We start from the raw sequence: 18,688 nt of genomic DNA on the forward strand, positions 1-18,688 counted from the left end.
CCCACCCGGGCCTGGGGAAGATCTGCTCGTGTTCCTTCTGATCCACCGACACGATCCGGCCATCGGTATCGAACACGATGCACCGGCTCGAAGTCGTCCCCTGATCGATAGCCGCAATGAACGGGCCGGGGCGCTGCGGGGAGGGGGCGCTGTAATCGTCGGTCACGGTCTGCTCCTGCTCCGAAACGTCGCATCGGTCGCCGGGACCGTGCCGCTGCGCCGGCACCCCGGCCCGTGGTGAGTACATGACCAGCACGGAATCCCGCCGTCAACGACGCCCTGCCGACATTGTCGAACGAATCTGCTGCACCCCGCTTTCACCGGCGGGGCGCGGAGGCTTATGGTCGGCGCGTGCCAGGTCCGGTTCAATCGGTTGAACGCGCGGCGGCGATACTGCACGTGCTGGCGCGCGGTTCCGGCCGCCTCGGGGTCAGCGAGCTGGCCGCGGCGCTCGGCCTGGCCAAGGGCACGGTGCACGGGCTGCTGCGGACGCTGCAGCAGGTGGGGTTCGTCGAGCAGGACCGCGACACCGGCAAGTACCGGATCGGCGACGCGCTCCTCGACCTCCGCTCCCGCCACATCGACGCCAACGAGCTGCGCTCCCGCGCCCTCAACTGGGCCGACGGGCTGGCCGCCAGAAGCCGCGAGGCGGTGCGCATCGGCGTCCCGGCCGACGGCCGGGTCCTCGTCGTCCACCACGTCTTCCGGCCCGGCGACCCGCAGCAGACCCTCGACGTCTCCGCGACGCTGCCGGCGCACGCGACCGCGCTGGGCAAGGTGCTGCTCGCGTACGACGTGAACGCCCAGGCGGCGCTGGGCGGCGAGCCCCCGGCCACGTACACCCCCCGGACCGTGACCACGCCGTCGGCGATCCAGGCGGAGCTGCGGCGGGTACGCGAGGCGGGCTGGGCCGGCGAGCACGGCGAGCGGCGCCTGGAGGAGGCGGGGATCGCGGCGCCCCTGCGCGGCCCGGGCGGTCTGGTCGTCGGCGCGCTCGGCATCTCCGGCCCGGCCGAGCGGCTCTGCGAGCGCTCCGGCACGCTGCGCGAGGACCTGGTGGGTCTGGTGCTCGGCACGGCCAGGTCGGTGTCGCGGGACCTGGGCGCGTCCCGCCGGTGACCACCGCGCGGGACCGGGAAGACGAAACGGACTGACCAGACGGGGCAGCCGGTACGGAACGGGGGCGGCGTGGTGCAGCGGTACGTGATGTCGGTGGACCAGGGCACGACGTCCACCCGGTGCATCCTCTTCGACGCCCAGGGCCGGCTGGTCTCCGTGGTGCAGCGCGAGCACAAGCAGTACTTCCCGCGGCCCGGCTGGGTCGAGCACGACGCCGTGGAGATCTGGCGGAACCTGCGCCGGATCGTGCCGCAGACCCTCGCGGAGGCGGGCGCCGACGCCGGCCAGGTCGTCGCGCTCGGCATCGCCAACCAGCGGGAGACGACGGTGCTGTGGGACCGGCACACCGGCCGCCCGGCCGCCCGCGCCGTCGTCTGGCAGGACACCCGTACCGACGAGATGACCGACCGGCTCGCCCGGGACCCGCGGGCGGACCGGGTGCGCGCGCTGTGCGGGCTGCCGCTGGCCACGTACTTCTCCGCGCCGCGGGTCCGCTGGCTGCTGGAGTCCACTCCCGGGCTGCGGGAGCGGGCGGAGCGCGGCGACGTGCTGTTCGGCACGATGGAGAGCTGGCTGATCTGGAACCTGACCGGCGGGCCCGCGGGCGGGCTGCACATCACCGACGTCACCAACGCCAGCCGCACGATGCTGATGAATCTGCGCACCCTGTCATGGGACGACGAACTGCTGGACTTCTTCGGCGTGCCGAAGGCGATGCTGCCGGAGATCCGCTCCTCCACGCAGACCTATGGCACGACCACCACCGTCGTCCCCGGCATCCGTATCGCCGCGGCGCTCGGCGACCAGCAGGCGGCGCTCTTCGGCCAGACCTGCTTCGCCCCGGGCGAGGCCAAGTGCACGTACGGGACGGGCAGTTTCCTGCTGCTCAACACCGGCGAGACCCCCGCGGCCTCCCGGCACGGGCTGCTGACGACCGTCGGCTTCAAGATCGGGGACGAGCCGGCGGTGTACGCGCTGGAGGGCTCGATCGCGGTGACGGGGTCGCTGGTGCAGTGGTTCCGGGACGGGCTGCGGCTGATCGGCAGCGCGCCGGAGATCGAGACGCTGGCGCAGACCGTCGACGACAACGGCGGCTGCTACATCGTGCCGGCGTTCTCGGGGCTGTTCGCGCCGCACTGGCACAGCGAGGCGCGGGGCGTGATCGCGGGACTCACCTCGTACATCACCAGGGGGCATCTGGCGCGGGCGGTCCTGGAGGCGACGGGCTGGCAGACGCGGGAGGTGGTGGACGCGATGAACGCCGACTCCGGTCTGGCGCTCTCCGGCCTGCGCGTGGACGGCGGCATGACCGCGGACAACCTGCTGATGCAGTTCGTCGCCGACGTCCTCGACGTGCCCGTCGTACGGCCCATGATGGCGGAGACCGTCTCGCTGGGCGCCGCGTACGCGGCGGGGCTGGCCGTCGGCTACTGGCCGGACCTGGAGGGGCTGCGGCGCAACTGGCACCGGGCGGCGCAGTGGCTGCCGCAGATGCCGGAGAGCCGCCGGGCTTCGGAGTACGCCAACTGGCGGCATGCGGTGGGGCTGACGTTCGGCTGGACCCGGCCGGCGGAGAGCCCGCCGCCGTCGGGGGCCGACGTGGTCGACCTGGTGCTGGCCGACCACCGCAGGGTGGAGCACCTGCTGAGCGCGCTGCGCAGCGAGGAGGCGGACCGGCGGGCGGTGCTGCGTGAGCTGGCGGCGCTGCTGGTGGCGCATGTGGAGGCCGGCCGGGCGGCCGCGCGCCCCGGGCCGGGCGCGGCGGCGTATGCGCTCTGCCCCGACGACGCCGACCACGGGCCGGCGGCGCTCGCGCGTGCCCTGCTGGCGCTGCTGCGCCTGGACGACCCCGCGGGGCCGGAGTTCGACGCGGCGCTGGACCGGCTGGGCGCCGTCGCCGCCGGGCACATCGCCGACGGCGAGCGCCTCCACCTCAACGCGCTGCGCCGCGGCGCCTCCGCGCAGGAGCGCGCCGTCCTCGGCCGCGCGTACGCCGTGGCGCGCGGGCACCTGCGCGCCTCGGGCTGCGACAGCGCGGCCCGCATCGCGGCGCTGGCGGGCGAATCCGTGACGTAGCCGCGCACCTGCGTGGCGCCCGGGTCAGGCGCGGGTGGTGCCGCGGCCGGTGACGAGGTCGTCGAAGTCCCCTTCCTTGGCGGCCCTCAGGAACGCGGCCAGCCCGGCGGGCCCGTAGACCAGCGCGGGGCCCTGCGGGTCCCGCGAGTTGCGGACCGCGACCTCCCCGCCGGACAGCCCGGCCAGCTCCACGCACTCGCCGTTGGGGTTGCTGTGGTGGCTCTTGCGCCACTCGACGTTTCCCAGCCGGCCCGCGGGCACACCGTTGTCGACCTGCATGGCTGCTCCCTCCAACTGATCTTTTGCGTACTGTACTTGCGTCTGTGCTTGCGGATGCACTTACAGATGAAATTTCATCCAGCTATCACCGAGCGCTCGGAGGGCGGTGGCGCACGGTGATCGAATCCGGCCGGTGTGCCGTACGGGAGCAGGGAGAAGCCCTCGCGGAACCGCGGGATCCGGCGGGCCCCGGAGGGGATACGGGCGGGGCCGTCAGGTGATGTGCAGGAGCTGACGCAAAAAGGCGTCGGTGTTCGTCAGCTCCGTGGCCGGCGCGGCCAGCCGGTCGACGGCCAGCCGGTGCCGCTCGACGTCGTCGGGGTCGTCGAGGTAGAGCGCGCCGGTGAGCTGTTCCAGGTACGCGATGTCCGGCAGGTCCGCCTCGGCGAAGCGCAGCAGCGTCACCGAGCCGGCCAGCGCCGTCGCCGCCGAGGTGTGCAGCGGCACGACGTGCACCGCGATCTCCGGGAACTCCGCGCTGTGCAGCCGGATCAGATGACGTATCTGCTCGCGCATCACCGCGGGGCCGCCCACGCTGCGCCGCAGCGCACCCTCGTCGATGAGCTGCCAGCAGCGCGGCCCGTCGGACCTGGCGAGGAGCTGCTGCCGGCGCTCCAGCAGGTCGACGCGGCGGGCGACGGCGTTCGCGCTGTCGTCCGGGTACGTCAGCCGCGCCAGCGCGGCCGCGTAGGCGGGGGTCTGCAGCAGATCCGGCACCCGGTGCGACTGATAGCCGCGGATGAGCGTCGCGCCCTCTTCGAGCCCGAGGTACGTCTCCAGCCAGCGCGGCGTCAGATCGCCGTACTGCTGCCACCAGCCGGGGGTGTTGGCGCCGCGGGCCAGCGCGAGGTACGCCTCGCGCTCCCGGAGGTCCGCGACCCCGTAGAGCGTCAGCAGGTCCGCTATGTCGCGTTCCTTGCAGCCGCCCTGGCCGCGCTCCAGCCGGCTCATTTTGGGCACGGAGGCTCTGATGGCCTGCGCCGCCGCGTCGAGTCCGACGCCGCGCCGGACGCGCAGCCTGCGCAGCCGGGAGCCGAGGACGATCCGCCGGATCGTGGGCCCGCCCCGGCCGGGGTCCGCGCCGCCGCCGGGCAGCCGCCGCCCGCCGGCCACCGGTACTGGCCCCGTCATCTCCCCTCCCCCGCCGGTCCGTTCACATCCCGTCGCCAGCGCGGAATCATACCCGCCCGGGGCCGCTTTCCCGAACCTTCGTCCGGTTTTCGCCTACCGGATCCGGACGCGTGGACCCGGTGCCCGGACGGGGCGGGGCACCGGAGGAGATCAGCTCTTGGCGCCGGGCTCGTCCACGGACTCGTGCCAGCCACCGACGACGATCCGGGCGAGCCAACCGAAGAACCAGAAGACCAGCACGCCGAAGAGCGAGGAGACCAGCACCGCCGCGAGCAACTGCTCGGACTGCAGCCGCGACTGGTAGAGGTCGATGAGCACCCCGATCCCCGGCTGCCCCTGGCGGAAGAAGAAGTCGCCGACGATGGCGCCGACCACGGACATTCCGGCGGCGATGCGCAGCCCGGTGAAGATGTGCGGTAGCGCGGCGGGCAACTGGAGCTTCCACAGCCGGGTCAGCCGGCCGGCGTTCTGGAGCCTGAACAGGTCGTGGTACGAGGAGTCGGCGGAGCGGATGCCGAAGAGCGTGCTGGTGAGGATGGGGAAGAAGGCGATGATGACGCAGACGAGCACCCGGGTGGAGAACCCGTAGCCCCACCAGAAGCCGAAGAGCGGGACCAGGGCGAGGATCGGCGTCACCTGGAGCACGACGAAGTAAGGGAAGAGGGAACGTTCCAGCCAACGGGCCTGGCTCATCAGGACCGCCATGGCGATCGCCCCGGCCGCCGAGATGAGCAGCCCGAGCGAGGCGACCTGCGCGGACAGCAGCAGGGCGTCGAGGAGTTCGGCGCGGTTGTCGCCGTCGAGGAACCCCACGCGCACCACGTCGTGCGGCGGCGGGAAGAGGAAGCGCCGGTCCTCGGCCAGCACCACCATGCTGATCAGGTACCACACCCCCACGGCGGCGCCGGCCACCAGCACGGCCGGCAGCCTCCGTAGCAACGGGCGCACGTTCATGGCTTGACGGCCACCAGGGTGTAGGCGTTTCCCTCGGTACGGTCCGGGTGGCGGGGGCGCCAGCGGTGCGCGACCACCACGCCGGGGTCGACCGGCTCCCACCCGTCGATGATCCGCTCCAGGTCGGCGCGGCTGCGCTCCACCATCGGCGTCGCCCCGCGCGCCCACGCCTTGGTGAGCCGGCTCACCCGGGAGTCGAGTTCGGCGGATATCTGGGACGCGGCGAGGTAACTGCCCGGGACCACTCCGCGGCGGACCCGCGCCACCAGGTCCGCCGGGTCGTCCTCGTCGGGCAGGAAGTGCAGCAGCCCGACCATCAGGACGCCCACGGGCCGGTCGAGGTCCAGCACGGCGCGCGTGTCCGGGTGGGTGAGGATCAGCTCGGGCTGCCGGACGTCGCCCGCGAAGGCGACGGTCAGGATCCCGTCGGTGTGCAGGGCCTGCATGTGCGCCACGGCGACGGGGTTGTAGTCGACGTAGACGATCCGGGTGTCGGGGGCGATGCCGTGCGCGATCTCGTGGACGTTGGGCATGCGCCGCTGCGGCAGGCCGCAGCCGATGTCGAGGATCTGGCGGATGCCCGCCTCCGCGACCAGGTACCGCACGGCCCGTTCCAGGAAGAGCCGCTGGGCGCGTACGCGCATCTTCACGTCCGGCATGAAGGTGGACTCGACCTCGTCCACCAGCGCACGGTCCGGGCCGAGGTTGTCAGTGCCGCCGAGGTGGTAGTCGTACGTGCGGGAGGCGTGGGGGGCCGTGGGGTCGGGCAGGGGCGACGTGCCGTGGGGCCCGTCGGCTATGCCGTTGTCGCTCATGTTCCTCTCCGCGTCGGCCGCGTACGACCGTGGCTGTGCCGGCGCGCACCGCGGTACGGGCCGGGTGGGCAGCGTACTCCACCGCGCCGCCGGGGCCCGCGGTGCGCGGCCCCGGCGGTCGCGCGGCCGGTCATCCGCCGTGTCCGATGGCGGGGTCGAGGAACTCGTTGGTGACGACGTCGGCCGGCTTCAGGCCGTCTTTGACGGGTTTCTTCTGCTCGGCGAAGATCGGCTCGCCGATGTCGATGATCTCCTGGACCCGCGCGGTCTCGAAGTTCCCGACGGTGGCGTCCTCGCCCTCCGCGTCGTCCGAGGCGATGCCGAGCTTCCTCATCTCGCCGATGCCGTACTTCGCGATACCCTCGGTGAGCACGTCGCCGCCCTTGTACTGCTCGGCGATGTCGACGATGGTGGCGATGGTCGCGTCCGGGTCGCGGAGGTAGTCGACCTGCGACTGCTGGACGACCGGGATCAGCTTCTCCAGGCAGGGAGCCAGTTCGGCCTTCGCCTCGGGGCGGACGACGAGGGAGGGCCCATAGATCGGGTAGCCGGCCTCGTAGACGAGCTGGCCCTTGACGGGCTTCATCCAGTCGTCGATCTCGTTCTCGAACATGTAGGGGTCCTCGGCCGCGTACCCGGAGGAGGCGAGCTTGCCGCCGGAGGCCACGAAGCGCGCGGGCGAGCCGTCGAAGGAGCCGTCCACCTGGTCCTTCTTGAGGATCCCGGTGCCGGTCAGATACTCCATGTACGTGTCGCCGCCGGAGTACAGCACCGTGGTGTCCGACCTGCCGACGTCCTCGATGGTCTCGAACTCCGGGTAGGTCTCCGGGTCCCAGTAGATCATCGTCGGGTCCTTCTCCAGCAGCGCCAGCACCGCGGTCGTGGGCTGCGTGGCGGAGAGCTGGACGATCTCGTCGAAGCCGCCCACCACCCCGAGGTCGATGTCCTCGTCCGTGTACATCTGCGCGGAGGTGGCGGCGAAGCCGATCGCCGGGCCGCCGGCGCGCAGTTCGAGCGAGATGCCCGTGTCCTTGCCGCCGGCGACCAGCGGCGCCGTGGCCCGTTTGGCGCCGGCGTCCACCTGGAGGTCGTCTCCGAGGAGCGCGTACAGCGGGCCGAAGGCGGTGGCGTTCGGCAGCCACGAGGTCTGCACGGTCACGGTCTCGGGGCAGACACCGGCCAGGGAGGCCGCGCCGCTCTTCGCCGCGGGCGCCGACTCCTTCGCGTCGGCCTCGCCGTCACCGTCGTCTCCGCAGGCGGCGGCGGTGAGCAGCACGCAGGCGACGAGCGGCAGGGCTAAGGAGCGCCGGGGGCTCTTCACGGGCATCGGGGGTTCCTCCAAAGGGGGTCGGGGGCCGGTGGGGTCTCGTTCCGTGGTCAGCGAGCGGAGGCGCGCATGCAGGCGGACACCTCGGCCGCGATGCGGTTCAGCTCGGGGTCGTAGCGCAGGCTCTCGGTCCGCGGGTAGCCGAACGGGACGGTGAACTCGCCGCAGATGCGCCCGGGGCGGGGGGACATCACCACGACCCGGGTGGACAGATAGACCGCCTCCAGCACGGAGTGCGTGACGAAGACGGCCGCGAACCGCTCGGCGGCGAAGAGCCGGAGCAGGTCGTCGTCCAGCCGCTCGCGGGTGATCTCGTCCAGGGTGCCGAACGGCTCGTCCAGCAGGAACAGTTCCGGGCGCAGCGTGAGGGAGCGGGCCAGGGAGACGCGCATGCGCATGCCGCCGGACAGGGCGCGGGGCCGGTGGCCGGCGAAGTCGGTGAGGCCGACCAGTTCCAGCGCGGCGTCGGCGCGCCTGCGCCGCTCGGCGCGCGGGACGCCGCGCAGTTCGCCGAAGAGCTCGACGTTCGTCCGCACCGAGCGCCAGGGCAGCAGTGTCGGGTCCTGGAAGACGTAGCCGAGGCGGTCGGCGCGTGCGGCCACGGCGCCGGCGGTGGGCTCGACGAGGCCGGCGGCGATGCGCAGCAGGGTGGTCTTGCCGCAGCCGGAGGGGCCGACGACGGAGACGAACTCGCCGGCGCCGACGTCGAGGTCGACGGGGTCGAGCGCGCGGGTGCCGTCGGGGAAGCGCTTCTCGACGGCGCCGAGGGAGAGGACGGGTCCCGTACCGGACACGGGCGCGGCCTCGTCGGCGTCGGTGACGGTCATGGGCCCACCTCCCGTGCGCCCGGCAGGGGGGTCAGGGCCACCGGGCAGATGTCTGCGCCGCGGCGGGCGCCGCGGGCTCGGGGGCACAGAGGCTACGGGACGGGCATGCGGGCCGGTACGCGGGGTGCCCTCCGGGCGGCGGGCGGTGAAGAGGCACCCCGGCCCGGGGCGGGCGAACGCGCCCCGGCCCCGTGGCCGTCGGGCCGGGACCGGGGCCCGGGGCCGCGGAAGGTGAGCGGACACCCAGGCGGCCGCGCGCGAACCGGCCGGACGGGGCGCGGACCCGGGAGGCGGCGCGACGGCCGCCTTGCGGACCCGCGGCCGTCAGGTCGGCGGGCGAGGCATCCCGGGCCGGTTGTCAGAGGTCGTCGTGCGGGTGCCCCGGGTGGGCGGTGTGGCGCCAGACGTCCAGCAGGCGGGCGGCGGAGCCGCCGATCGGGCCGACGGCGTCGGCGAGGACGTCCGGTGCGGGCAGCCGCGCGGAGGCGACGGCCGGCACCGCCTCCGCCGGGTCGTCGATGGTCGAGGAGCAGACCGCCAGCAGGTAGTCCGGCACCGTCAGCCCCGGCCCTGTGACGCCGACCAGCGGCACACCGGCCGCCGCGACCAGCGGGAAGACGGTCCCCGGGATGCCGACCGCCGCCTCCGCCCGCGCCGCGGCCTGGAGCGACGGCACGTCGCTGATCTCGTACGCGTCCCACAGCTTGGGGTCCTCGCGCGGGTGCAGGCCCACCAGGATCCGCCTGCCCGCCGCCTGCAGCTTCTCCGCCGCCGCGAGCAGCAGTTCGCTGCCGGGGGCGGCACCGCCGGTGCCGTCGGGGTGCGTGACGCTGGTCAGGACGAGCACGAGCCCCGGCTCCGGCCGGTGCTCCGGCAGCGTGTCGGTCTGCGGCGAGCCGACCACCCGGATCCGGCGCCGGACGCCGAGGTAGCCGCCGAACGCGCGCGCCTCGGCCGGCGAGGAGGACGTGACGGCGCGCAGCCGGGGCCGCAGCAGCCGTGCGCCCGGGGCCTGCTGCGGCCCGAGGTAGGCCAGCGAGCCGGCCGCCACCGGCAGCCGCGGGAAGCGCGCGACGCACTCCAGCGGCCAGTCACCGGCACCGGTGACGACCAGCAGATCGGCGCGCGGCGCGGACTGCGGCGTGGCCACGGGCACGGGGTCGCCGGGCTGGACTCCGGCGGTGTCGGGTACGAGCTGGGTGATCCGTACGCCGCGCCGTCCGGCCTCCGCGAGCAGCGGCTTCACGTGGTACGTGCCCCACGGCTCGTTCGTCGCGACGAGCACCCGCAACGGGCGCCCGGGGCGCCCGCGGTCGCCGCCGCCGGCCACCGCGGTGCCGGCGCCGAGCGCGGCGAGCCCGGCGGCGCCGGCCGTCGCGGTGAGCCCGCGCAGCACCCGGCGGCGGGACGGCGGGGGTGAGGCGGCGGCGAAGGACGCGGCGGATCCGGCCGCGGCGGCGGGGACTTCGGGGACGGCAGGGACTGCGGGGACTCCCGCGTCGTACGTGGTGGGCATGGGCGGCACGCTAGGCAACGCCGCGAACTCGCGGGTGAACGCGGCACGAACAGCTTCCCCGCGGCCCGTCCCACGACCTTTGGTCCAGACCTCTTGACGAAAGGTCTGGACCAACTTACCTTGTGCCGCAGCGCAACACGTACCTCTCCTGGCAACCCCACAGCCCAGAAGGCGAGCGTGTCATGCAGTCTGCGATCAGCCGGACGCTGCGTCTCTTCGGCATCGGCCTCACGCTGGTGCTCGCCGCCCAGCTCCCCGCCGCGGCGGCGGCCCCGCCGGAAGCGGCCGGGCCGGCGGCGGCGGAACCGGCGGCCCCGGCATCCCCGGCGGCCGAGACCTGTCCCACCAAACCCAGGCCCGCGGGCAAGGTCCTCCAGGGCTACTGGGAGAACTGGGACGGCGCCGCCAACGGCGTCCACCCGCCGTTCGGCTGGACGCCGATCACCGACCCCGCCATCCGCACCCACGGCTACAACGTCGTCAACGCCGCCTTCCCCGTCATCCTCTCGGACGGCACGGTCAAGTGGGAGGACGGCATGGACAGCACGGTGAAGGTGGCCACCCCGGCCGAGATGTGCGCGGCCAAGGCGAGCGGCGCCACCGTCCTCATGTCGCTCGGGGGCGCCGCGGCCGGCATCGACCTCAGCTCCAGCGCCGTCGCCGACCGGGTCGTCGCCACGCTGGTGCCGATCCTCAAGAAGTACAACTTCGACGGCATCGACATCGACATCGAGACCGGCCTCGTCGGCAGCGGCAACATCAACCAGCTCTCCCCCTCGCAGGCCAACCTCATCCGCATCATCGACGGCGTGCTCGCCCAGATGCCCGCCGGCTTCGGCCTGACGATGGCCCCGGAGACGGCGTACGTCACCGGGGGCAGCGTGGTCTACGGCTCGATCTGGGGCGCGTACCTGCCGATCATCAAGAAGTACGCGGACAACGGCCGGCTGTGGTGGCTCAACATGCAGTACTACAACGGCAGCATGTACGGCTGCTCCGGCGACTCGTACCAGGCGGGCACCGTCCAGGGCTTCGTCGCCCAGACCGAGTGCCTGAACCGCGGCCTCGTCGTGCAGGGCACCACCATCCGCGTCCCGTACGACAAGCAGGCCCCCGGCCTGCCCGCCCAGCCCGGCGCGGGCGGCGGCCACATGACCCCGGGGCTGGTGTCGCAGGCGTGGAGCCACTTCGGCGGCGCGCTCAAGGGCCTGATGACCTGGTCGATCAACTGGGACGGCTCGCGCGGCTGGTCCTTCGGCGACAACGTCAAGTCGCTGCAGGGCCGCTGACCGACACGCCCCGGCCGCTCGTCCCCCACGGCGCGCGGCCGGGGCGGCACAGAAGTCCAACCGGTGTCCGGAAAGTCCAATGGCTCTGGGCGCGGCGTCTGTTGTGCCGCGCCCCCGGGCGGGATCAGATGGATCTCATGCACGATCCGCTTCTCCCCGCCCACGAAGACCCCGCACCCGGCACCGGCGCCCTGCCGCCGCGCGCCTGGTACGCCCGCTCCGACGCCGCCCGGCTGCCGCTGAACGGGGCCTGGCGCTTCCGGCTCTCCCCCACCGCCACCACCCACGACACGTCCTTCGCCGACCCCGGCCACGACGCCTCCGGCTGGGACGAGATCGCCGTCCCGGGCCACTGGGTGCTCCAGGGCGGCGGCCGGCACGGTGCGCCCGCGTACACCAACACCCCCTACCCCTTCCCGGTCGACCCGCCGCGGGTGCCGGCCGAGAACCCGACCGGCGACCACCTGCGCACCTTCGACCTGCCCGGCGGCTGGCCCGCCGCCCCGCCGCCCGCGGGCGGCCCCGCGGACGGAGAAGCCGTGCTGCGCTTCGACGGGGTGGACTCGCACGCGCGGGTCTGGCTCAACGGCACGGAGCTCGGCGAGTTCAAGGGCTCCCGGCTGCCGCACGAGTTCGCCGTCGGCGCGCTGCTGCGCCCCGCGGGCAACGTGCTGGCCGTCCGCGTCCACCAGTGGTCCTCCGGCTCCTACCTGGAGGACCAGGACCAGTGGTGGATGCCCGGCATCTTCCGCGACGTCACGCTGCTGCACCGGCCCGCGGGCGCCGTCCGCGATTTCTTCGTGCACGCCTCGTACGACCACGTGACCGGCGCCGGCACCCTGCGCGTGGAGTGCGCGCCCGGCGGCCGGGTCACCCTCCCGGAGCTGGGCGTCGACGTCGCCACCGGCGAGTCCGTCACGCTGCCCGTCGAGCCGTGGACCGCGGAGCTCCCGCGGCTGTACGCGGCCGAGCTGGCCACCGCGGGCGAGCGGATCCCGCTGCGGGTGGGCTTTCGCACCGTGGCCGTCGAGGACGGCGTGCTCAAGGTCAACGGCCGCCGCATCCTGCTGCGCGGGGTGAACCGGCACGAGTTCCACCCCGAGCACGGCCGCGCCGTCGACGAGGCGACGATGCGCGCGGACGTCCTGCTGATGAAGCGGCACAACGTCAACGCCGTGCGCACCAGCCACTACCCGCCGCACCCCGCGTTCCTCGACCTCTGCGACGAGCTGGGGCTGTGGGTCGTCGACGAGTGCGACCTGGAGACGCACGGCTTCGGCGCCCTCGGCTGGCGCGGCAACCCCGTCGCCGACGAGCGCTGGACCCCGGCGCTGCTGGACCGCGCCGCGCGCATGGTCGAGCGGGACAAGAACCACCCGTCGGTCATCCTGTGGTCCCTCGGCAACGAGTGCGGCTCCGGCGCGGGCCTGACCGCCATGGCCGACTGGATCCGCGGCCGCGACCCCGGCCGGCTCCTGCACTACGAGGGCGACCCGACCAGCCGCGACACCGACGTCTACTCGCGCATGTACGCGGACCACGACGAGGTCCGCCGCATCGGCGAGCGCACCGAGGACCCCCTCGACGACCCGGCGCTGGACGCGCGCCGCCGGGCGCAGCCCTTCGTGCTCTGCGAGTACGCGCACGCCATGGGCAACGGCCCCGGCGGACTGGCGGACTACCAGCGGCTGTTCGAGACGTACGAGCGCTGCCAGGGCGGCTTCGTCTGGGAGTGGATCGACCACGGCATCGCCCACCCCGAGCTGGGCTTCGCCTACGGCGGCGACTTCGGGGAGGAGCTGCACGACGGCAGCTTCGTCTGCGACGGGCTGGTGTTCCCCGACCGCACGCCCTCGCCCGGGCTCACCGAGTTCGGCCACGTCATCCAGCCGGTACGTATCGAGGCCGGGGACTGGCCCGGCCAGGCCGTCGTCACCAACCTGCACGACTTCGCCGGCCTGGACCACCTCGCGTTCTCCTGGACGTACGCGGTGGACGGCGCGGAGACCGGGGGCGGCTCGGCGGCGGTGCCGCCGCTGGCACCGGGCGAGAGTGCGAAGGTCGAGCTGCCCGCGCCCGGCACGCCGCCCGCCGGCGAGGCGCGCTGGACCGTCACCGCGCGGCTCGCCGCGGACACCGCGTGGGCCCCGGTGGGGCACGTGGTGGCCCGCGGGCAGTGGTCCGCCGCGCCGCGCCCGCCGCTCGCGCGGCCCGCAGGGGCGGCGCCCGTACGCGACGACGCGCTGATCCGGCTCGGGCCGGCGGAGTTCGACGCGCGGACGGGCGAGCCGCGGACGCTTGCCGGGGTGCCCGTGGAGGGGCTGCGGCTGGAGGTGTGGCGGGCGCCGACGGACAACGACCTCGGCGCCGACTGGCAGCCCGAGACGGAGCTGGCCCGGCGCTGGCGCAAGGCGGGGCTGCACCGGATGCGGCACCGGACGGACGCGGTGGAGGCCGCGGACGGCGGGCTGACGGTCCGTACCCGGGTGGCGCCCGCGGCCACCGACCTGGGTCTGGCCGCCGAGTTCCGCTGGACCGCGGACGCGGAGCGGGTGGCGCTGAGCGTGTCGGTGACGCCGGAGGGCGACTGGCGGGTGCCGCTGCCGCGGCTGGGGATCCGCTTCGCGCTGCCCGCCGCGTACGGCGCGGTGCGCTGGTACGGCGGCGGCCCCGGCGAGGCGTACCCGGACACGGGCACGGCGGCGCTGCTGGGGCGCTGGTCGGCGAGCGTGGACGAATTGCAGACGCCGTACGTGCGCCCGCAGGAGAACGGTGCGCGGGCGCGGGTGCGCTGGGCGGAGCTGACGGGTGCGGGAGCGGGGCTGCGGGTCGAGGGCGAGCCGGAGTTCGCGCTGACGGCCCGGCGCTGGACGACGGCGGAGCTGGACGCCGCGACGCACCGCACGGACCTGGTGCCGGGCGACCGGGTGCACGTGACGCTGGACCACGCCCGCCACGGCATCGGCTCGGCGTCCTGCGGTCCCGGGGTGCTGCCGCAGTACGAACTAACGGCGCGCCCGGCGGCGTTCACCTTCGTCTTCTCCGCCGCGCAAGGACGCCGAGAACGCTGACGCGCGGAGTACGCCCCGCCCGGGTCCTCCCGGGCGGGGCGGGCCGTGGCACCGGTCTTCAGGCCGGCTTCGCCGGCGGGGCCGTCACCGCCGTCAGAACAGCGAGTACAGCAGCCGGTTCGGCGAACCGGTGCGCGGGTCCTGCACCTTGTTCGGGGTGGTGCCGTTCACGATGGCCTGGCTGACCTGGGCGGGGGTGGCCGAGGGGTTGCCCTGCAGGTACAGCGCGGCGACGCCCGCGGTGTGCGGGGTGGCCATCGAGGTGCCGGAGATGGTGTTCGTCGCGGTGTCCGAGGTGTACCAGCCGGAGGTGATGCTCACGCCGGGCGCGAACAGGTCCAGGCAGGTACCGAAGTTGGACCAGGAGGCGCGCCGGTCGGTGCGGTCCGTGGCGCCGACCGTGATGGCCTCGGGCACCCGCGCGGGCGAGTAGTTGCAGGCGTTCTGCGGGGTGCCGAAGATGTCGCCGTTGCCGGCGGCGATCGCGTACGTGACGCCGGCGGCCACCGACCGCTTGACGGCGTTGTCGAGCGTGGTGCTGGCGCCGCCGCCCAGGCTCATGTTGGCCACGGACGGGCTGGTGGCGTTGGCGGTCACCCAGTCGATGCCGGCGACGACACCGGCGGTGGTGCCGGAGCCGCTGCAGTTCAGGACGCGTACGGCGACGAGCTTGGCCTCCTTGGCCACGCCGTACGTCTTGCCGCCGACGGTGCCCGCGACGTGGGTGCCGTGGCCGTTGCAGTCCTGGCCGTTCTGGCCGCCGCCGACGGTGTCGGTGCCGACCGAGGCACGGCCGCCGAACTCGCTGTGCGTGGTGCGGATGCCGGTGTCGATGATGTACGCGGTGACGTTCGCCGCGGTGGTGTTGTACGTGTACGTGGTGCTCAGCGGCAGGTCGCGCTGGTCGATGCGGTCCAGGCCCCAGGTGGCGTTGCTCTGGGTCTCCGTGGCCTGTACGACGGCGTCCTGCTCGACGTACGCCACCCGCGGGTCGCGGGCCACCTCGGCCGCCTCCGCCTTGCTCATCTCGGCGGAGAAGCCGCGCAGGGCGGTGCGGTAGACGTGCTCGGGCGTGACGTCCGCGGTGCCGGCCAGGTCGCGGGCCACGGAGCGGGTGTCGGACTTGGCGACCTCGCCGTTCTTCAGCACGACGATCCACTGGCCGTCGACGGCGGTGGCGGCCGGGGCGAGCCTGAGGTCGCCGTCGGCGGGTGCGCTGTTCGCGCCGGTGCCGGCGGCCAGTTGGAGGCCGGCGGCGAGGCCGAGCGCGGTGAGGACCGTGGCCGCGCGGCGCAGGGGTGTGGGGGTGAGTCTCATCTCGTGCACCAGAACCTTTCGTTGACCGGATTACGGGCAATGAGGGGTAGTGCGGTGCGGGTGGCCCGCCCGGATACGGGCGGTGCCCCGGCAGCGTCTCGCATGCCGGACGCCGCCACAAGTGGCAGGTTCACGCCAAACACAGGCGGAAGATCCTGGTGGCGGGCGTGGCGTGGGGCGACCTGCGGGGCTGACGGGGTCTCAGGCCGGTACGGGCCCGGCGGCCGCGGCGCCGGCGGCCAGGGCGTCGTGCAGCGCGCGGGCGGCGGGCGGGATGACCCGGGTACGGCTGCGCCAGAGCACCAGGTGCACCGCGGGGACCGCGGCTCCGGCGAGGGGCCGCCAGGTGACCGCGCCGTGCCGCTCCAGCGGATCGCCGACCACCCCGAAGTCCGGCAGCACCGTCACCCCCAGCCCCTCCGCGACCAGATGCTTCGCCGCGTCGGGGGTGTCGGCCGCGTACGCGGGCAGCGGCGGGCGGGCGGCCCCGAGACGGTGCAGCAGCCGGTGCACCAGGCAGCCGGAGCGCACCCCGACCAGCGGCTCGGCGAGCAGTTCGACGGCGCCGATCTCGTCCAGCTCCGCCAGCGGGCTGCCGGGGCTCAGACACACCACGGGACGGCCGCGCAGCAGTGCGGTGTCGTGCAGATCGGGGTACGGGTCCTCGCCCGCCAGCCGGACGACGAGTCCCAGGTCGAGCCCGCCTTCGACGAGCCCGCGGCGTACGGCGTCCGGCCCTCCGGCGACGATCTCCACCCCGGTCTGCGGATGGCCGGCCCGGAACTCCCGTACGGCCGGCGCCAGCAGCGGCGCGGCGATCGCGCCGCCGGTGCCGAGCCGGATCGACCGGCTGGCCCGGTGCTGCTCGTCGGCGGCCCGGCGCAGCCGGTCCACGGCGTCGAGCACGGCGGCGATGTGCGGCAGCAACTCGCGCCCGGCGTCGCTGATCCGGGCCCCGGAGCGGCGCCGGTCCAGCAGGTCGACGCCCAGCTCCCGTTCCAGATTCCGTACGGTCTCGCTGAGCGCCGGCTGCGACAGGTGCAGCGATTCCGCGGCACGCCGCAGAGAACCGGACCGGGTCACCGCGGCCACGTATTCCAGTTGCTGTATGCGCACCCCGACTCCCTGCTCCGCCGCAGGTCGAACACCTTAGCGCGGGCGGCGGGCGGCAATTCGGACCGCGGCGGGGGCCGTGACCGGAAATCGGTGGAAGCCGCCGTGTGCGCACTCCCGCGGGGGGCGGAAATGCCTTGTCACAAAGGTTTGTGAACGCGGTATTTCGAGTCTGTGCAACCTCGGGAGCGCGGACCCGCGTTCCGCCCCGTTGTGCGAATCCCCTGCCGGCGGACGCAAGATCGGCGATCCTGGTCCGATGCCAGAGCACACCGCCGCCGGTCCCGACACGCCCGAGATTTCCGAGGGCGAGGTCGAACGGCTCCTACGGCAGCGGTTCCGCTGGCGGATGACCGTCCTGGTGCTGGCGTGCGTCGTGCTGGCGGTATCCGGGGGCCTGCTGGTCCCCGCCCTTGAGCAGACACAGTTCCGGAGCGCCCGCGCCACCGAACGGCTGGCCCCCCGCGGGCCGGTCGAATCCGGGGGCACGGCTTCCTACACCGCCCAGTTGGCCGGGCCGTCCGACAAGGTCAGGATCGAGCTGGGTGTCAGGCCCGCGGAGTCGCCGGTGACGTGCGAGCCCCGGACGGTTGACCTGGTGGTCCGCGGCCAGGGCGTGGACGGCGGGGCTTGGCGGCGCACATACCCCGGAGCGGCGGCCGGCGGGTTCGCGGCCGAGGTGCGCGTCTCGGAGCGGACACGCACGGTCTCCTGGGACATCACGCCGCTTACCGGGGCACAGCAGGATTCCTGCCGGTACGAGACCGGCCTGTTCGGCGTGAGTTCCGCGCGCGACTCGGACACGGGGATGATCCTGCTCGCCGCGGGCGTGCTCGGCGTGGGCGGGAGCGTCCTGTCCGCCCTGGTGTACCGCAAGCGGCGGCTGTTCCGGCGGATCCTGTGGCTGGACCCCCTCGTCGACACGCAACAGGCCCGCGCCCGGGAGCGGGCCGCGGAGCAGGGGATCGAGGACGCGCTGCGGCGCGGGCGGGGCCGCCCGCTTCCGCCGGAGTCCCGGCCGCCGGACGGGGACGGTGAGGACACCGAGCCCGTGAGCGGGCCCGGCGATCCGGACGGCACGACCGGGCCCGGGCGGCGGCCCCGGCCCGCCGGCGAGCCGGACACGCTGGTGCTCGCCGACCTGTGGACCGTCACCCACGCACGGCTCGACAAATACCACGGCATCGCCCAGACCCAGGCCCGGCACGCCTTCCGCAACGCCCAGATAGCCATGGGCATCGGCTTCGGCATGCTGGTCGCCTTCACCGTCCTCGCCCTGATCGCCGACAACACCGCGACCAGCATCGTCGCCGGCGTGCTCGGCGCCTCCTCGGCCGCGCTCGCCGGGTTCATCGGCCGCACCTTCGTACGCTCCCAGGAGTCGACGGTCGAGACCCTGCGCGCGTACTTCACCCAGCCGCTGGAGTTCTCCCGCTATCTCGCCGCGGAGCGCCTGGTGGACGGCGCCGACCTCACGCGCGAACAGCACGCGGAGATCCTCGGCGCGATCGCCCAGGCCATCGTCGCCCAGCCGGGTGCCGCCCCGCAGGACCCGCAGCAGCCGCAGAACCCCGGCAGCGGCCGCTGACCCGCGGCGGGTTCCCTCTCCCGTACGGTCACGGGCCCCGGCGCGGAGAAGTGCAGTGGTACAGACCTCTTGACGCATTGGTCTAGTCCTTTTAACCTGCTCCGCAGCCTCAGAGGTGCCGGACCGGGCGTGCACGCCCGGTCGCACGCGCATGCCCCGCTCGATCGACGAACCCCCTACGGGAGGAATGATCGTGCCATTTCCCAGTCGCGCGAGACGCACCCTGGCGGGCGTCGCCGCCGGGCCGGCCGGGCTCGTGCCCGGCC

At 74.0% G+C, this 18,688-nt stretch carries 15 protein-coding genes; 5 read left to right on the plus strand and 10 right to left on the minus strand.

The genetic code is table 11. The features are described from left to right. Positions 1-166, minus strand: a 166-nt coding sequence (locus ABGA99_RS34965; RefSeq protein ID WP_347577576.1) for an FGGY family carbohydrate kinase, incomplete at its 3' end; no start/stop codon positions are given. A 185-nt stretch (positions 167-351) separates the two neighbouring features. Between ABGA99_RS34965 and ABGA99_RS34970 the strand changes: the two genes are divergently transcribed. Then, on the plus strand, positions 352-1,119 hold the full coding sequence (locus tag ABGA99_RS34970; protein WP_347577294.1) for an IclR family transcriptional regulator: 768 nt from the start codon (positions 352-354) through the stop codon (positions 1,117-1,119). Positions 1,120-1,188: 69 nt separating this feature from the next. After that, positions 1,189-3,195 (plus strand): glycerol kinase GlpK, encoded by a 2,007-nt coding sequence (gene glpK, locus ABGA99_RS34975; RefSeq protein WP_347577295.1) that lies wholly within the window; start codon positions 1,189-1,191, stop codon positions 3,193-3,195. 24 nt (positions 3,196-3,219) lie between these two features. Here glpK and ABGA99_RS34980 read toward each other — a convergent pair whose 3' ends face one another. The 7 genes from ABGA99_RS34980 to ABGA99_RS35010 form a co-directional block, all read right to left on the minus strand. Next, positions 3,220-3,474 (minus strand): DUF397 domain-containing protein, encoded by a 255-nt coding sequence (locus ABGA99_RS34980; RefSeq protein WP_347577296.1) that lies wholly within the window; start codon positions 3,472-3,474, stop codon positions 3,220-3,222. Positions 3,475-3,687: 213 nt separating this feature from the next. Then, a complete protein-coding gene (locus ABGA99_RS34985) occupies positions 3,688-4,587 on the minus strand; it encodes a DUF5753 domain-containing protein (protein ID WP_347577577.1) in 900 nt (299 codons plus the stop codon). 168 nt (positions 4,588-4,755) lie between these two features. Next, complete coding sequence (locus tag ABGA99_RS34990; RefSeq protein WP_347584205.1) at positions 4,756-5,559, minus strand: ABC transporter permease; 804 nt, start codon at positions 5,557-5,559, stop codon at positions 4,756-4,758. Next, the gene (locus tag ABGA99_RS34995) at positions 5,556-6,374 is read right to left on the minus strand and encodes an SAM-dependent methyltransferase (RefSeq protein ID WP_347577298.1); all 819 of its coding nucleotides are present in this window, start codon (positions 6,372-6,374) and stop codon (positions 5,556-5,558) included. Before ABGA99_RS34995 ends, ABGA99_RS34990 begins: the two co-directional genes overlap by 4 nt. Before the next feature lie 130 nt (positions 6,375-6,504). Further along, positions 6,505-7,701, minus strand: coding sequence for a hypothetical protein (locus tag ABGA99_RS35000; protein WP_347577299.1), 1,197 nt, complete (start codon positions 7,699-7,701; stop codon positions 6,505-6,507). A 50-nt stretch (positions 7,702-7,751) separates the two neighbouring features. Next, positions 7,752-8,528, minus strand: coding sequence for an ABC transporter ATP-binding protein (locus ABGA99_RS35005; RefSeq protein ID WP_347577300.1), 777 nt, complete (start codon positions 8,526-8,528; stop codon positions 7,752-7,754). A gap of 358 nt (positions 8,529-8,886) precedes the next feature. Then, the gene (locus tag ABGA99_RS35010; RefSeq protein WP_347577301.1) at positions 8,887-10,044 is read right to left on the minus strand and encodes a hypothetical protein; all 1,158 of its coding nucleotides are present in this window, start codon (positions 10,042-10,044) and stop codon (positions 8,887-8,889) included. 182 nt (positions 10,045-10,226) lie between these two features. On the opposite strand from ABGA99_RS35010, the gene ABGA99_RS35015 reads away from it, so the two are divergent. Both ABGA99_RS35015 and ABGA99_RS35020 read left to right on the plus strand, forming a co-directional pair. Further along, entirely contained in the window at positions 10,227-11,333 is a 1,107-nt protein-coding gene (locus tag ABGA99_RS35015; RefSeq protein ID WP_347577302.1) for a chitinase, read from the plus strand. Between the two features lie 128 nt (positions 11,334-11,461). After that, positions 11,462-14,404, plus strand: a complete 2,943-nt coding sequence (locus tag ABGA99_RS35020) for a glycoside hydrolase family 2 TIM barrel-domain containing protein (protein WP_347584206.1) — start codon at positions 11,462-11,464, stop codon at positions 14,402-14,404. A 93-nt stretch (positions 14,405-14,497) separates the two neighbouring features. Here the strand turns inward: ABGA99_RS35020 and ABGA99_RS35025 are convergent, their stop codons facing one another. Beyond that, entirely contained in the window at positions 14,498-15,730 is a 1,233-nt protein-coding gene (locus ABGA99_RS35025) for a S8 family peptidase (protein WP_347577304.1), read from the minus strand. 192 nt (positions 15,731-15,922) lie between these two features. After that, positions 15,923-16,837 carry a LysR family transcriptional regulator gene (locus tag ABGA99_RS35030; protein WP_347584207.1) on the minus strand — a complete coding sequence of 305 codons (915 nt, stop codon included), beginning with the start codon at positions 16,835-16,837 and terminating at the stop codon, positions 15,923-15,925. Between the two features lie 256 nt (positions 16,838-17,093). On the opposite strand from ABGA99_RS35030, the gene ABGA99_RS35035 reads away from it, so the two are divergent. Next, on the plus strand, positions 17,094-18,422 hold the full coding sequence (locus ABGA99_RS35035; protein WP_347584208.1) for a hypothetical protein: 1,329 nt from the start codon (positions 17,094-17,096) through the stop codon (positions 18,420-18,422). Positions 18,423-18,688 lie beyond the last annotated feature (266 nt).

It is taken from the genome of Streptomyces sp. B5E4, from assembly GCF_039871555.1.
GTDB lineage: Bacteria > Actinomycetota > Actinomycetes > Streptomycetales > Streptomycetaceae > Streptomyces.